Source organism: Gordonia sp. DT219, from assembly GCF_049847065.1.
Classification (GTDB): Bacteria; Actinomycetota; Actinomycetes; order Mycobacteriales; family Mycobacteriaceae; genus Gordonia.
The window spans coordinates 83070-99218 of record NZ_JBNCNR010000010.1 but is presented as its reverse complement, the minus strand read 5'-3'; the positions used below and the strand labels follow the sequence as shown (position 1 = coordinate 99218).

Annotated in this window: 10 protein-coding genes; 9 read left to right on the top strand and 1 reads right to left on the bottom strand. The window is 67.5% G+C overall.

The window, feature by feature from the left end; all coding sequences use genetic code 11:
- Positions 1–38: 38 nt before the first annotated feature.
- From ACPXB3_RS13765 to ACPXB3_RS13750, 4 genes are all read left to right on the top strand, one after another.
- Positions 39–1103: a glutathione S-transferase family protein gene (locus ACPXB3_RS13765; RefSeq protein WP_425705518.1), complete on the top strand. Its 1065-nt coding sequence runs from the start codon at positions 39–41 to the stop codon at positions 1101–1103.
- Positions 1100–1825, top strand: coding sequence for a hypothetical protein (locus tag ACPXB3_RS13760; RefSeq protein WP_425705517.1), 726 nt, complete (start codon positions 1100–1102; stop codon positions 1823–1825). Before ACPXB3_RS13765 ends, ACPXB3_RS13760 begins: the two co-directional genes overlap by 4 nt.
- Entirely contained in the window at positions 1822–5706 is a 3885-nt protein-coding gene (locus ACPXB3_RS13755) for an ABC transporter ATP-binding protein (protein WP_425727940.1), read from the top strand. The genes ACPXB3_RS13760 and ACPXB3_RS13755 overlap by 4 nt, the downstream gene beginning before the upstream one ends.
- A 209-nt stretch (positions 5707–5915) precedes the next feature.
- Positions 5916–9761, top strand: a complete 3846-nt coding sequence (locus tag ACPXB3_RS13750; protein WP_425727938.1) for a multifunctional oxoglutarate decarboxylase/oxoglutarate dehydrogenase thiamine pyrophosphate-binding subunit/dihydrolipoyllysine-residue succinyltransferase subunit — start codon at positions 5916–5918, stop codon at positions 9759–9761.
- Positions 9762–9872: 111 nt separating this feature from the next.
- On the opposite strand, the gene ACPXB3_RS13745 is transcribed toward ACPXB3_RS13750, so the two are convergent.
- Complete coding sequence (locus tag ACPXB3_RS13745) at positions 9873–10517, bottom strand: TetR/AcrR family transcriptional regulator (RefSeq protein ID WP_425727936.1); 645 nt, start codon at positions 10515–10517, stop codon at positions 9873–9875.
- A 74-nt stretch (positions 10518–10591) separates the two neighbouring features.
- Between ACPXB3_RS13745 and ACPXB3_RS13740 the strand changes: the two genes are divergently transcribed.
- The 5 genes from ACPXB3_RS13740 to ACPXB3_RS13720 all read left to right on the top strand — a co-directional run bounded on the left by ACPXB3_RS13740 (position 10592) and on the right by ACPXB3_RS13720 (position 16140).
- Positions 10592–12115 carry a flavin-containing monooxygenase gene (locus tag ACPXB3_RS13740; protein WP_425727934.1) on the top strand — a complete coding sequence of 508 codons (1524 nt, stop codon included), beginning with the start codon at positions 10592–10594 and terminating at the stop codon, positions 12113–12115.
- 29 nt (positions 12116–12144) lie between these two features.
- On the top strand, positions 12145–12975 hold the full coding sequence (locus ACPXB3_RS13735) for an SDR family NAD(P)-dependent oxidoreductase (RefSeq protein ID WP_425705514.1): 831 nt from the start codon (positions 12145–12147) through the stop codon (positions 12973–12975).
- A gap of 161 nt (positions 12976–13136) precedes the next feature.
- Entirely contained in the window at positions 13137–13397 is a 261-nt protein-coding gene (locus ACPXB3_RS13730; protein WP_425705513.1) for a FeoA family protein, read from the top strand.
- Positions 13394–15454 (top strand): ferrous iron transporter B, encoded by a 2061-nt coding sequence (feoB, locus tag ACPXB3_RS13725; protein WP_425727932.1) that lies wholly within the window; start codon positions 13394–13396, stop codon positions 15452–15454. The genes ACPXB3_RS13730 and feoB overlap by 4 nt, the downstream gene beginning before the upstream one ends.
- Positions 15455–15459: 5 nt before the next feature.
- Positions 15460–16140, top strand: a complete 681-nt coding sequence (locus tag ACPXB3_RS13720; RefSeq protein WP_425727930.1) for a NifU family protein — start codon at positions 15460–15462, stop codon at positions 16138–16140.
- The last annotated feature ends 9 nt before the right edge of the window (positions 16141–16149 follow it).

The window sequence follows — 16149 nt, the reverse complement described above, 5'->3', positions numbered from 1 at the left end:
CGATGCCAATGTCGGTGATGCTCATTAATGTGAAGCCCATGGGCACCGACACCACTCCGGCCGACTCCGGCACCAACTCAGCGGGCACGCAGGCTTCCTACGTGACCGGCGGTCAGGAGTTCGTCCGCGACACCGCCTATATCGAGACACGCATCACCCGCGACGGCCGCGACGGCTACCCCGTCGAACCCGGCCGCTACCGTCTCGTCGCCGCCCGCGCTTGCCCCTGGGCCAACCGCACGCTGATCGTGCGACGGCTCCTCGGCCTCGAGGACGCCATCTCGCTGGGTCTGTGCGGCCCCACCCACGACGCCGACTCGTGGACCTTCGACCTCGACCCGGGTGGCGTCGATCCGGTTTTGGGCATCCCGCGACTCAAGGACGCCTACGAGAAGCGGTTTCCGGGTTACCCCAAGGGCATCACGGTTCCTGCGGTCGTCGACATCCCCACCGGCGAGGTCGTCACCAACGACTTCCCGCAGATCACCGTCGACTTCGAACTCGAATGGACGCAGTACCACCGCGACGGCGCACCGCAGCTGTATCCCGAGCACCTGCGAGAGGAGATCGACGCCGTCAACAGAGGCGTCTACACCGAGGTCAACAACGGGGTGTACCGCTGCGGATTCGCGGGTGATCAGGGCGCGTACGACAAAGCCTACGATCGTCTCTTCACCAAACTCGACGAACTCTCCGAGCGGCTGGCCACGCGCCGCTACCTCGTCGGCGACACGATCACCGAGGCCGACGTGCGCCTGTTCACCACGCTCGCCCGCTTCGACCCGGTCTATCACGGCCACTTCAAGTGCAACCGCTCCAAGCTCGCCGAGATGCCGGTTCTGTGGGCCTACGCCCGTGACCTCTTCCAGACCCCGGGCTTCGGTGACACCACCGATTTCACCCAGATCAAGCAGCACTACTACATCGTCCACCGCGACATCAATCCCACCGGGATCGTCCCCAAGGGACCCGATCTGGCGAACTGGCTGACCCCGCATCACCGCGCGGAACTCGGTGGCCGGCCCTTCGGGGACGGCACCCCGCCCGGCCCGCCGCGGCCCGCCGAGGCGGTCCCCGCCGATCATTGGGTGCCGGCGTCATGAACGCGAAAGCTGTCAAGAATCCCTCGGGCCGGTCGGTCGAGTTCGCGGGGAACATGCTCGACAAAGCCCAGCGCCTACAGGCGCCCGCGGTCGCGAGATACGTTCGCGGCCTGCAGCGCAAGCACCCCGACGACTCACCAGCGCAGCTCATCGGTCGCCTCGAGAAACGCTACCTGCATACGGTCACCGGCTCGGGCAGCGCGGTGGGTGCCACCGCGGCGGTTCCCGGCGTGGGGACGGTCACCGCCCTCGGAGCGGTGACCGGCGAGACCGCCCTGTTCCTGGAGGCGTCGGCGTTGCTGGCCCTGGCCATCGCCGAAGTTCACGGAATCTCGATTCACGACACCGAACGCCGCAAGACCCTGGTCCTCACCGTTGCACTCGGCGAAGAAGGCCTGGCCCGGCTGAGTGGTGTGGTCGGCGCCCGGGGTGGTGCGCTCCGCCGGCTCGGAATCGCGTCCGCGCCGAGTGGGACATTCGCGAATCTCAACAAGACACTGGTCAATCGGACCGTCAAGAAATATGCGCTCAAACGGGCGCCCGTGGTCGTGGGCCGCCTCCTGCCCGCGGGCATCGGCGCGGTCATCGGGGGCGCAGGTAACCGAGTCCTGGGCAAGCGCGTGATCGCCAACGCCCGCGTCGCCTTCGGTCCGCCGCCTGCGCACGCGACGATCGACGGCGTCGTCGTCACCGACCCCGGGTTGCCCCCGGGTCAGTCGTGACGGCGTCGACCCAGCGGGCCCGGACCGAACCATCGATCACCGACGACCACGCCCACGACGCCGCCGACCGCCGCCGGGGGCCCGGCGAACGCCCCGGATGGCTGCGCCGGCTGGGCGGTGAATGCCTGCGTCACCGCCGCCTGGTGATCATCACCGTCTCGGTCACCCTGGTGGCCGTCGCCGTCGACCTGGTCGCGCCACTGTTGGCCCGCGCCGCACTCGACACCGCCACCGGCGTCGCCGGTACGTGGACCATCCCGACCATCGTGACCCTGATGATCGGTCTGGCATTACTGCGTTACCTCTGCCAGTTCGGTCGCCGCCTGACCGCGGGCAAATTGTCGATCGACGTGCAGAACACGTTGCGGCTCAAGCTCTTGGGCACTCTGCTCCATCTCGATGGGGCCACCCAGGCCGACATCCGGACCGGACAGGTGGTGTCCCGCTCCATCTCCGATCTGCAGATCGTGCAGGGCCTGCTCGCGATGGCACCACTCTCGGTGGGGGCCGCCGTTCAGGTCGTCATCGCCCTGGGCATCATGTGCTACCTGTCACCGCTACTCACCCTCATCGCGGTGGCCATCCTGCCGCTGGTCGCCGTGGTCGTCCTCACCACGCGGCGCCGACTCTTCGCGGCGACGTGGTCGGCCCAGCAGGCCGCCGCCGACATCGCCCAGCACGTCGAGGAGACGGTCACCGGAGTCCGTGTCGTCAAGGGCTTCGGTCAGGAGACGCGAGCCGTCGACGAACTGGTCGGCCTCGGTCGTGACCTGTACGCCAAGCGCTTGCGCGCCGGGAAGATCAACGCGCGCTTCACCCCGACCATGTCGGCGATCCCGCAGCTCGGGATGGTCGCGGTGATCGCCGCCGGCGGCTACCTGACGCTGTCCGGGTCGATCACCGCGGGCACCTTCCTTGCCTTCGCCACCTATGTCACCTCCATGACCGCTCTCGCGCGGCTCCTGACCAATCTCGTCGTGAGTGGCCAGCTGGCACGGGCCGCGGTGGAGCGGGTGTACGACGTCGTCGACGCGCCCACCGATCCAGACGACGCCAACACCGCCACGCTGCCCGACGGCCCGCTCGGACTCGAGCTCTCCGGCGTCGTCTTCGGCCACGATGACCGAATGGTCCTCGACGACATCGACCTGCGGATCGCCCCCGGTGAATGCGTCGCGGTGGTGGGGCCCCCGGGTTCGGGCAAGTCCACACTGGCCGACCTGGTCAGCCGCCACCGGCGCCCGGACCGCGGCACGATCGATCTGCTCTCCGGCCCCGACGCGCAGACCCACCATCCGATCTCGGAGCTGTCCGGCGACTCGTTACACGGTGCCGTCGGGGTCGTCTTCGACGAGCCGTTCCTGTACTCCGACACCATCGCCGTCAACATCACCCTCGGCGACCGCCCCGACCGGTCCGGTCCCCGGGGCCACGGGCCGGTCGAACCGCGCCTGCTCGCCGCAGCCCAAGCCGCCGATGCCATCGACTTCATCACCGCACTTCCCGACGGCTTCGACACCATCGTCGGCGAACGCGGCCTGACGCTGTCCGGCGGTCAGCGGCAGCGGATCGCACTGGCGCGGGCACTTTATGCCGACCCACGGCTGCTGGTGCTCGACGACGCCACCTCGGCCCTCGACGCGTCCACCGAATCACGCATCCTGCGTCGTCTGCGCGCAGGCGGCGCGCACCGGCCGACGATGCTCGTGCTCGCACACCGACGGTCCACGCTGATGCTCGCCGACCGGGTCGCCGTCCTCGACGACGGCCACATCCTCGACATCGGCACCGTCGCCGAACTCGATGCCCGCAGCCCACGTTTCCGTGCACTCATGTCACCGATCCCGGCCACCGCCGATGCGGCAGCCGCCGACACCGCACCGGCCGGATCGTTCTCGCTCGATGCACTATGGCCAACCGAAACACCTGCGCCAGAACATATTTCGTCGTCGACACCACAACCGTCACCAGCTGGCGGACGAGGCGGTGGCCGCGGCGGCGGCATGGCCGGCGCCCTCGGCTCCATGCCCGCCACTCCCGCGCTGCTCGCGGCGGTCGACGAGCTGCCCGCAGCCGATGAGTCGCCACGGGTCGATGTCGAAGCCATGCGGACACAGAATCCCCATTTCTCGCTCTGGTCGATCCTGGCCCCGGTGCGCTGGCTCCTGGCCATCGCGATCGTGGCAATCGGCGTGGACACGCTCACCGGTCTGGTCTTCCCGTCACTGGCGCGCACGGTCATCGACGCGGCCACCCACACCGATCAACGGACCCTGCTCATCGCGACCGGCGTCGGTGTGGGCACCGTCGCCCTCGGCTGGGTCGCGGCCGCGGCGATGACGCTCTATTCCACCCGCGCCGGCGAGCGGGTCCTGTTCGGCCTGCGGGTGCGCAGTTATGCCCACCTGCAACGGCTCGGTCTGGACTACTACGAACGGGAACTGTCCGGGCGGATCATGACGCGCATGACGACCGACGTCGATGCGCTCTCGACATTCCTGCAAACGGGCCTGTCCACGGCCATCGTCGCAGCGCTGACCCTCGTCGGCGTCACCGTCGCCATGCTGTTGACCGACGTCGAACTGGGTGCCCTGATCCTGCCGGCACTCCCGGTGCTGATCGTGGCGACCCTGGTGTTCCGCCGGATCGCCGCGCGCGCCTATACGCGATCCCGGGAGCTCGTCAGCGCGGTCAACGCCGACTTCCAGGAGAACATCGCCGGCATCAAGACGACCCGGACCTACCGCAACACCGCTCCGGCCACCCGCCGATTCACCGGTCTGACGAAGACGTGGGTGTCGGCGCGGATGACCTCACAGCGCGCGATCTCGGTCTACTTCCCGTTCATCACGCTGATGAGCGACCTGGCCACGGCAACGGCCATCGCCGTCGGCGCGCACCAGATCACGACGGGCACGTTGTCGGCCGGCACCCTGGTGGCGTTCATCCTGTATCTGTCGCTGCTGTTCGGACCGGTGCAGCAACTCTCGCAGGTCTTCGACGGTTACCAGCAGGCGGTGGTCGGCCTGCGGCGCATCGCCGATCTGCTGCGCACCCCGACCACCGTTGCCGAACGCCGTGACGCCGTCGACCCCGGCGACACGCGCTTCACCGGGGACGCATGCCTCGACGATGTCTCGTTCCGCTACGCGGGCGCGGCCGTCGACGCACTCGCCGGAATCGACCTCCGAATTCCTCCGGGGACGTCGCTGGCGCTGGTCGGCCGGACCGGCGCGGGCAAGTCGACGATCGTGAAACTTCTTGCGCGCTTCTATGATCCGACCGCCGGCGTGGTGCGTATGGACGGCACCGACATTCGCGAGTTCACGCTGCGCGGTTACCGGCGCCACCTCGGGATCGTGCCCCAGGAACCCCACCTGTTCACCGGCACCGTGGCCGACAACATCGGCTACGGTCGACCAGGAGCCGATCGCTCGCAGATCGCCGCCGCGGCGGCCGCGGTCGGTGCGGTGCCGATGATCGCCGGACTACCCGGCGGCATGTTGCACCCGATCGGCGAGCGCGGTGCCGGACTCTCGTCGGGCCAGCGGCAACTGATCGCCCTGGCCCGTGCCGAACTCGTCGAGCCGGACCTGCTGCTGCTCGACGAGGCGACCGCCACCCTCGATCAGCAGACCGAGGCGATGGTCCTCGCGGCCGGCGACGCCGTCACCCGCCGCCGTACCTCGGTCATCGTGGCGCACCGGCTGGCAACCGCCGCGCGCGCCGATGCGATCGCGGTGGTGGACGACGGCACGATCGTCGAGCTGGGAACACACGAGTCCCTTCTCTCGTTGGGCGGGAGGTACCGCGTGTTCTGGGATGCCGGTGTCGACCCGGATGCCGACGGTATCGAACCTGCCGACGAACTGATCCGCTGAGCTTCGTTCGCCTGTCGTGCACGCCCGTCCTGCACGCCTGGCGACCCGGCTCGCGGCATCCGATCCGCCGTCGGAGACGGCCGGGACTGGTCGGGCTCACAGCGTGGTGAGCGCGTACCATCGGCAGGTGGTTCACGACGATCTTCACAAGAGAACACCGTTGTGAGTTGGCGACCCGACACCATAGGGAATTGAGGCGAGAAACCGCTGTGAGCAGTTCGACATCCGAGACCGATTTCGGACAGAACGAATGGCTGGTCGAGGAGATGTACCAGCAATATCAGAAGGACCCGAACTCGGTGGATCCGAGTTGGCACGATCTTCTGAAGAACTACAAGCCCGACGGCGCGGGCCGGTCGTCGAACGGGGTGAGCGCCCACTCCACATCCACCGGATCCCCATCCGCCTCTGCCCCACCCGCCCCTACCCCGGCTGCCGACCGATCCGCACCGGCCCGCCCCACCTCCGCCGACGGGTCCGCCCCCGCCGATGCCGCGCCGCGACCCAAGCGCGGCGTGACCCTCGACCAGGGCCCGCAGCCCCGTACCGCGAGTGTGCGCAAGACACCCGCTCGCGAGGCCCCGGCGACCAAGGCCGCCTCCGGACGCAGTGTCGCCAGCCGCGACGGTTCCGCACAATCGCAGAAGGACCGCGCACCGGCCGAGAAGACCTCGGCCGGTGCCGCCGAGGACGAGACCAAGGTCCTGCGTGGACCGGCCGCCGCGATCGCCAAGAACATGGCGGCGTCGCTGCAGATCCCGACCGCCACGAGCGTTCGCGCCGTGCCGGCGAAACTGATGATCGACAACCGCATCGTCATCAACAATCACCTGGCCCGCACCCGCGGTGGCAAGATCAGTTTCACCCATATCCTCGGGTACGCGATCGTGCAGGCGATCAAGTCGTTCCCGAATATGAACCGGCATTTCGCCGAGGTCGACGGCAAGCCGAACGTCGTCACCCCCGCGCACACCAATCTCGGCCTGGCCATCGATCTCGTCGGCAAGGACGGCAGCCGCACTCTCGTCGTCGCCGCGATCAAGAAGACCGACACGATGGGATTCGCGGAGTTCTACACCGCATACCAGGACATCGTCCGTCGGGCCCGCGACGGCAAGCTCGGAGCCGAAGACTTTGCGGGCGTGACGGTTTCGCTCACCAACCCCGGAACCATCGGTACCGTGCACTCGGTGCCGCGCCTGATGACGGGCCAGGGCGCCATCATCGGCGCCGGGGCGATGGAATACCCCGCGGAGTTCCAGGGCGCCAGCGATGAGCAGATCGCCGAACTCGGCGTCGGCAAACTGATGACACTCACCTCCACCTACGACCACCGCGTCATCCAGGGCGCCGAGTCCGGTGACTTCCTGCGCCGTATCCACCAGCTACTGCTCGACGACGCGTTCTACGACGAGATCTTCACCGCCTTCCACGTGCCGTATGAGCCGATTCGCTGGCGTCGCGACATCCCCGCAGGCCTGGTGGACAAGAACGCCCGCGTGCTCGAGCTGATCGCCGCGTACCGCAACCGCGGACATCTGATGGCCGACATCGATCCGCTCATGATGGACAGTGATGCGCGCACCAGCCATCCCGATCTCGACATCCTGACCTATGGGCTGACGCTCTGGGATCTCGATCGGACCTTCAACGTCGGCGGCTTCCACGGCCAGCAGAAGATGAAGCTGCGCGACGTGCTCTCGATTCTGCGCGACGCGTACTGCCGGCATGTCGGCGTCGAGTACACCCACATCCTCGAGCCCGAGCAGCAGCGTTGGCTCCAGGAACGGGTGGAGATCAAGCATGTCAAGCCGCCGGTGGCCGAGCAGAAGTACATCCTGTCCAAACTCAATGCCGCCGAGGCCTTCGAGACGTTCCTGCAGACCAAATACGTTGGGCAGAAGCGCTTCTCGCTCGAGGGTGCCGAGGCGGTCATCCCGATGATGGATGCGGTGATCGATCAGGGCGCTGAATTCGGCCTGAACGAGGTCGTCATCGGAATGCCGCACCGCGGGCGCCTCAACGTGCTCGCCAACATCGTCGGCAAGCCCTATTCGAAGATCTTCACCGAGTTCGAGGGCAACCTGAACCCGTCGCAGGCGCACGGCTCGGGCGACGTCAAATACCATCTCGGCGCCGAGGGCAAGTACTACCAGATGTTCGGGGACAACGAGATCAATGTCTCGCTGACCGCCAACCCGAGCCATCTCGAGGCCGTCGACCCGGTGCTCGAGGGTCTGGTCCGCGCCAAGCAGGATCAACTCGACGAGGACGACGAGTTCTCGATCCTGCCGCTGATGCTGCACGGCGACGCCGCGTTCGCGGGTCAGGGCGTGGTCCCGGAGACGTTGAACCTGGCGATGCTGCCCGGCTACCGCACCGGCGGCACCGTGCACATCGTGGTCAACAACCAGGTCGGTTTCACCACCGCGCCCGAGCACTCCCGCTCCTCCGAATACTGCACCGACGTGGCCAAGATGATCGGTGCGCCGATCTTCCACGTCAACGGTGACGATCCGGAGGCCTGCGTCTGGGCCGCGAAACTGTCCGTGGATTACCGCGAGGCCTATCACAAGGACGTGGTGATCGACCTCGTCTGCTTCCGCCGTCGCGGTCACAACGAGGGCGACGACCCCTCGATGACCCAGCCGGCGATGTACGACGTCATCGACACCAAGCGCGGCGTTCGCAAGTCCTACACCGAGGCCCTGATCGGCCGCGGTGACATCTCCACCAAGGAGGCCGAGGACGCGCTGCGCGACTACCAGGGCCAATTGGAGCGGGTGTTCAACGAGGTCAAGGAGCTCGAGAAGTTCCGGCCGGAGCCCAGTGAGTCCGTCGAGGCCGATCAGCCGTTGCCGCAGAAACTGGTGACCGCGGTCGACAAGTCGGTGCTCGCCGAGATCGGCGATGTCTTCTTCAACGTGCCCGAGGGGTTCACCCCGCATCCACGCGTCAAGCCGGTGCTCAAGCGCCGCCACGAGATGTCGACCAACGGCGGCATCGACTGGGCGTTCGCCGAACTGCTGGCTTTCGGTTCGCTCGTCCGGGAGGGCCGTACCGTTCGGCTATCCGGCCAGGATTCGCGCCGTGGCACATTCACCCAGCGTCACTCGGTGCTCATCGACCGCGACAACGGGTCGGAGTACACGCCGCTCAATCACCTGACGCCGCGCGACGGTGCGGATTCACTGGGTCGCTTCATGGCCTACGATTCGCCGCTCTCGGAGTTCGCGGTCGTCGGGTTCGAGTACGGCTACTCGGTCGGCAATCCCGACGCATTGGTGTTGTGGGAGGCGCAGTTCGGTGACTTCGTCAACGGCGCACAGTCGATCATCGACGAGTTCATCAGCTCCGGAGAGGCCAAGTGGGGCCAGCGGTCCGACGTCGTGCTGCTGCTTCCCCACGGCCATGAGGGCCAGGGACCCGACCACACCTCGGGCCGCATCGAGCGGTTCCTGCAGCTGTGCGCCGAGGGATCGATGACGGTCGCACTGCCGTCGACGCCGGCCAGCTACTTCCATCTGCTGCGCCGCCACGTCCTCGACGGCATCAGCCGGCCGCTGATCGTCTTCACCCCGAAGTCGATGCTGCGCAACAAGGCCGCCGTCTCCCCGGTCGAGGATTTCACCGAGGACAAGTTCCGCTCGGTGATCGACGACCCCCGGTTCACCGCGGGCGCCGATCGCGACGCCGTCAAGCGGGTGCTGCTGGTCAGCGGCAAGCTCTACTACGAGCTGGCCGCCCGCCGCGACAAGGACGAGCGCGATGACGTCGCGGTCGTGCGTGTGGAGCAGCTCTACCCGGTGCCCCATCGTCGTCTGCGTGACACGCTCGATCGGTACCGCAACGCCGACGACTTCGTGTGGGTTCAGGAGGAGCCGGCCAACCAGGGTCCGTGGCCGTTCCTGGGTCTGTGGCTGCCCGAGTTGCTGCCGGATGTTCTCAAGGGTCTGCGTCGCGTGTCGCGGCGTCCGATGTCGGCCCCGTCGTCGGGCTCGAGCAAGGTGCACGCCGTCGAGCAGCAGGAGATCGTCGACGGAGCATTCTCCTGACGTGAGCGCCTGAGCGACAAGCGCTTTCAGGCCCAGGCCGCGGCCCACGGTCATCCGAGGGCCGCGGCTCTGCGCGACTACGGTTCGGCGCGTCGGCGCCAGCGCGTGGGGTCAGGGTGCGGTCGGCAGCACGGCACCGACTGCCGATGCGAGCGCAGGAAGCGCCGAGCTGATGACGGCCAGCAGTTCGTCGCGGGTGATGAGCGGGTCGGTGAGCCACGAGATGGTGGTCTGTTCGACGAACGCGATCCAGCCGTGCACCGTCATCTCGACAACCGGTGTCGGCTCGATCTCCAGCGCGGGCGCATGATCGAGAACCCGGCCGGCCATCACCGAGCGGGTGTGGTCGAAGACCTCCCGCATGGCCGGATCGGCGCTGGCCGCGCCCCGGATCAGGGCCATGTAGGCGCTACGGTTATCGGTGACGAAGTCGACGAATGCCGACATCGACGCGGTCAGGATGCGCAGCGGATCGCCGAGCGACTCTTCGGGTGCGGTGCATTCGAGCATCGCCTCGGCCTGGGCGCGTGCGATCGCCACGTGGAAATCCTGCTTGGAGTCGAAGTAGTGGAACAGCAAGGCCCGCGAAACCCCGGCCTCCTCCGCGATCGCATCTATCGACACCTGCTCCAGCGGCCGCTCCCCGACCATCGCCAGTCCGAGGGCGATCAGTTGGTCGCGTCGCGCCTGCGGACTCATGCGGGTACGCCGACCCGATGCGGTGGCGGCCGATGCCGCAGAGTTCCTCGTGGTCACAGGCCCACCCTAGCCTATTGATCGGCGTTCAATAGTTATTGACGAACGTTCAATAGATCTCTATCGTGAACACCATGACAACACATGATGTAGAGATCGCCATCGTGGGAGCCGGCTTCTCCGGCCTCGGTGCGGCCATCGCGCTCGCGCGCACCGGTGTCGGCGACTACGTCATCCTCGACCGCGGGCGCGATTTCGGTGGCACCTGGCGCGACAACACCTATCCCGGCGCCGCCTGCGACGTGGCGTCGAACCTCTACTCCTATTCCTTTGCCCCCAACCCACGATGGTCACGATCGTATTCGCACCAGCCCGAGATTCACCGGTACATCAACGCGGTCGCCGACGAGTACGACGTGCGGCCCAAGGCGCGTTTCGACACCGAGGTCATCGAGGCGCGGTGGGACGAGGATGCCGCCCGCTGGGTCGTCGACACCCTGACCGACGGCGACGAGAACACCTACCGCGCAAGACATCTCGTCGGCGCCGTCGGCCCCCTCTGCGAGCCCAACCTGCCCGACATCGACGGTATCGACTCCTTCGGCGGCACCATCATGCATTCGGCTCGCTGGAACGACGAGGTCGACGTCACCGGCAAACGGGTCGCGGTGATCGGCACCGGCGCGTCGGCGATCCAGATCGTTCCGGAGCTGGCCGCCATCGCCGGTCACCTCGACGTCTACCAGCGCACCGCGCCATGGATCGTGCCCCGCACCGAGCGTCCCTACACGCGGGCCGAACACTGGATGTACAAGCACCTGCCCGCCGTCCAAACTGCTTCTCGGGCCGGCATCTACGCCTTCAACGAGTTCGTCGCCTTCGGGATGACCTATTCCCCGGCCGCCCTCAAACCGGTCGAGATCCTGGCCCGCGCCAACATCTTCCGCGGCGTCCGCGACCCGCAGCTGCGCGCCCGGGTGACCCCGCACTTCCAGATCGGCTGCAAACGCATCCTGCGTTCCAATGCCTGGTATCCCGCCCTCGACCGCGACAACGTCGACGTGATCACCGACCCGATCGAGCGGATCACCGAGACCGGGATCGTCACCGCCGACGGCACTGCGCACGACGTCGACATCCTGGTCGTGGCCACCGGCTTCCACGTCACCGACTCGCCGGTGTTCTCCCGCATCGCCGGAGTCGGCGGACGCAGTCTCGCGCAGGTGTGGGGCGAGACCGGCATGCAGGGCTACAAGGGTTCGTTCGTGCACGGATTCCCGAACATGATGCTGATGATCGGCCCGTCGACCGGACTGGGCCACACCTCGATGGTCTACATGATCGAGTCGCAGCTGAACTACCTGGCCGACTACATCGCCACCGCCCGCGCGCGCAACGCGCAACGCGTGGAGGTGACCGCCCAGGCCCAGGACCGATACAACTCCGGTATCCAGCACAAATTGCGCAACAGCGTGTGGGTCAACGGCGGCTGCGCGTCCTGGTACAAGGACGCCAAGGGCAACATCACCACCCTGTGGCCCGGTTTCACCTTCGACTTCCGCCGCGAGACAAAGAAGTTCGACACCGCTGCATATGACATCGTCGGAGCGGATGCCGTCACGGCCACCCCGGCCGCCCCGGCCACCGTCGGCGCCTAACCTACCCGAACACACGAAAAGAGGCTCACATGAAGGACTTTCACGACAAGGTCGTCGTCGTCACCGGAGCAGGATCGGGGATGGGCCGTGACCTCGCGGTCAAACTGGCCCGGCTCGGCGCGAAACTGGCCATCTCCGATGTCAATCCCGAAGGCCTGGCCGAGACCGAACGGCTGATCACCGCGATCGGGACACCGGTACACACCCAGATCCTCAACGTCGCCGAACGCGAGGCGGTCCTCGACTACGCCGAGACCGTCGTCGCCCACTACGGCAAGGTCAACGTCATCTTCAACAACGCCGGAATCGCCCACCACGGCGAGATCGAACGCACCGAATTCAAGGACATCGAGCGTGTCCTCGACGTCGACTTCTGGGGAGTCGTGAACGGCACCAAGGCTTTTCTGCCGCACATCATCGCCTCCGGAGACGGCCACATCGTCAACACCTCGTCGCTGTTCGGTCTGCTGTCCGAGCCGGGTCAGGCCGCCTACAATGCCGCCAAGTTCGCAGTGCGCGGTTTCACCGAGTCGCTGAACCAGGAGATGATCGTCGCCAAGCATCCGGTCAAGGTGTCCTGTGTGCATCCCGGCGGGATCAAGACCGCGATCGCCCGCAACGCGACCGTCTCGGGCGATCACGACGCAACCGCCACCGCCAACTTCTTCGACCGCTACCTGGCGCGGACGACCTCCGAGGACGCCGCCGACATCATCTTGAACGGTGTCCGCAAGAACAAGGCACGGATCCTCGTCGGCACCGACGCGAAGATCCTCGATCTGTGGGTCCGGCTGGTCGCCTCCAAGTACCAGTGGATCACCGCCAAGGTCACCGCGCTGGCACTGTCGAAAGCGTCCTGACCCCGCATACCTCGAACAGGGGCCGTCCCGCCGGGACGGCCCCTGTTTCGCGCCCATGATCTTCTCACGCCGTTGGTGACCATCGGCCCTGTCAGCTCAGGTAAGCCGATCCTATGATGTAGTGGTATCACGGGATGGGTACCCGAAAGGAGGCAGCGGCGATGACGAACCCTGAGGTCGGCACCACGATCGGGATGAACCGGCTGACGGTGCGCGAATCGGCGCGCGTCGTCGGCTACGTCGATTCCTGTCCGCCACAGGTCCGCCGCCGCATGGTCAGCCTCGGATTCTCCCCGGGTGCCACGGTCACCAAGGTGCGGCGCGCGCTCCTCGGCGACCCATGCGTGTACCGGGTGGCCGATTACGAGATGTGCCTACGTGCCCGCGAGGCGGCCCACATCGAGTGCGCGGTGCAGTCGTGAGCGACTGCCACGCGCCCGGGTCGGACGCCTCCGACGTCGACGAGGTCGGCTCCCCCATCGAATCCGTGGCGCTCATCGGCAGCCCGAACGCCGGCAAGACCTCGGTGTTCAACGGGCTGACCGGGCTGCGCCTCAAGACCGCCAACTATCCCGGCGTCACCCTGTCCCGGTCGGTCGGCCGCTGCCGGGTCCACGTACCCGAACACTCCACTCATGCCGAGGGCCGGGGCGTCGGCACGGCCACGACGACCGCGATGATCAATCTGGAGGATCTGCCGGGCGCGTACAGCCTGGACCCGATCTCCCCCGACGAACGGGTCGTGGCCGATCTGCTCGCCGGCGACCTCGACGGTGCCCTCCCACCGGACGCGGTGATCGTCGTCGTCGATTCGACCGTGCTACAACGCTCACTGACCCTGGTCGCCGAAACGCTGAATCTCGACATCCCGGTGGCGATCGTGCTGACGATGACCGACGAGATGGAACACCGGGGCGGGCGGATCGACCCGAGCGGCCTCGGCGACGCGCTCGGCGTGCCGGTGCGGGCGGTCGTCGGAACCAAGAAGTCGACCCTCGAACCCGTGCGCACCCTGCTCGGCGATCCGGATTCGTGGAGTCGTCCGGCCGTGAACCCGCCCACCGATTCGGGACCGATGCTCGCCGATTGGGCCGCCTCGGTGCTCGCGATGGCGGACTATCAGCCGCCGCGCGCACACTCGGCGACGTCGCGGGTCGACCGGGTACTGCTGCATCCGGTCTTCGGCACGCTCGCGTTCCTGGCCGTCATGTTCGTGTTCTTCCAGGTGGTGTTCACCGTCGCCGCCCCGTTCCAGGACTGGATCGAGGCATTCTTCGGGTGGCTCGGAACCGTGGTCGGCGACCATGTGACCCAGCCGATTCTCGGCGACTTCTTGTCGACGGCGCTGATCGGTGGGGTCGGCGGCGTGCTCGTGTTCGTGCCGCAGATCGTGTTGATGTTCCTGTTGATCGCCCTCATGGAGAACGTCGGCTACATGTCGCGCGCGGCGTTCCTCACCGACCGGGTGATGAGCCGCGCCGGTCTGGAGGGACGTGCCTTCGTGGCGATGCTGTCGTCGTTCGCCTGCGCGGTGCCGGGAATCATGGCCGCGCGCACCCTCCCGTCGTCGAAGGATCGCATCGCGGTCGCGATGTCGGCACCGCTGGTGACGTGCTCGGCGCGACTGCCGGTGTTCGTGCTGCTGACCGGGCTGCTCATCCCGTCGGATGCACGTTTCGGCCCGATCCACGCCCAGGGTGCGGCGATGTTCGCGCTGTACGTACTCGGCGGGGTCTCGGCGATGGCCGCCGCTGCGGTCTTCAAGCGCAGCCGCCCACTGCGCAGCGGGCTCATGCCCTTCTACATGGAGATGCCGCCCTACCGGCTGCCCGCGGTGAAATCGGTGGCCCTGATGATGTGGGACTCCACCAGGACGTTCCTGCGCAAGGTCGGCAAGATCATCCTGCTCACCTCGATCGTGCTGTGGATTCTGCTGTCGCTGCCCGCGCACACCGCACAGGCCGAGAAGGTCCGGCAGGACGCGACCGCGGTGGCCGTCGCGCACGGCGCGAGCCCCGACGACGCCGCCACCACCGCGGACGCGCAGGCTCGCTCCTACGTGATGGACAACAGCTTCGCGGCGTCGATCGGCAAGGCCGTCGAGCCGGTCTTCGCGCCCCTCGGCTTCGACTGGCGCATCGACATCGGCATTCTCGGATCGTTCTCGGCACGGGAAGTGGTGGTGTCGACGCTCGGGCAGATCGGCGCGGCCCAGGATGCCGACGATCCCTCGGCGGCGCTGGCGGGGATGACCTACACCGACGGGCCACACGAGGGACGCCCACTGTTCGGCCCGCCGACAGTTGTGGCGCTGCTGCTGTTCTTCGTCTATGCGCTGCAATGCATGTCGACTGTGGGCACGATCCGGCGCGAGACCAACTCGTGGCGCTGGCCGCTGATCGCGTGGACCTACATGTTCGTCCTGGCATGGGTGGCCGGCTTCCTGGGATACCAGATCACCGCCGCGATCACCGGGTGAACGCCATGACCATCATGCTGCTGCCCGCACCGCTCGATCGCGACCATCCCGACGTGATCCGCTGGCGCGTCGGTCCGGGCCTCATCCGCACCGAGGCCACCCTCGTGGCCGGTGACCCCGCCGACGTCGGGTTCCCGCCTGCGGTGGCCGACCTCGTCGGTTCCGCGACCCTGCGGTCGGTGCACGTTGCGCCGGGCGCCATCGAGACCACGTTCGCCGCCGGCCACACGGCACGGACCAGCGGTGCCCGGGTACGCGCGGCATTGTTCGAGGCGCTGTCGCAGCCCGGCGGGTGGCCCGAGCCGGGTGTGACCGAGCCCGACGGCGGCCCGGACGTGCCGGCCGCCATCGCCGCGGTGCGCCGCGGCGGGGACCGGGAACTCGAGGCGGGTGTTCGCGAGGTGCTGGCCGGCGAATTCGGTCTGTACACCGCGGCGCACGGCGGGCGCGTCGAATTGGTCGACGTGACCGGCGGTGTGGTGACCGTGGCCCTGCGCGGTCAGTGTCATGGATGTGCCGCCGCGTCGATCACCTTGCGCGAGAACCTGGCGACGCACCTACGCCGCTTGCCTGCGTTCGTCGAGCTGCGCACGACCGGCGAAGACAACTGCACCAGCCCACCGGGGCGGACGATGCTCGGCTCGATCCGCCTGCGGTCGGCGGACCGCCGCGCCCGGGGTCAATAAAGCACCTGG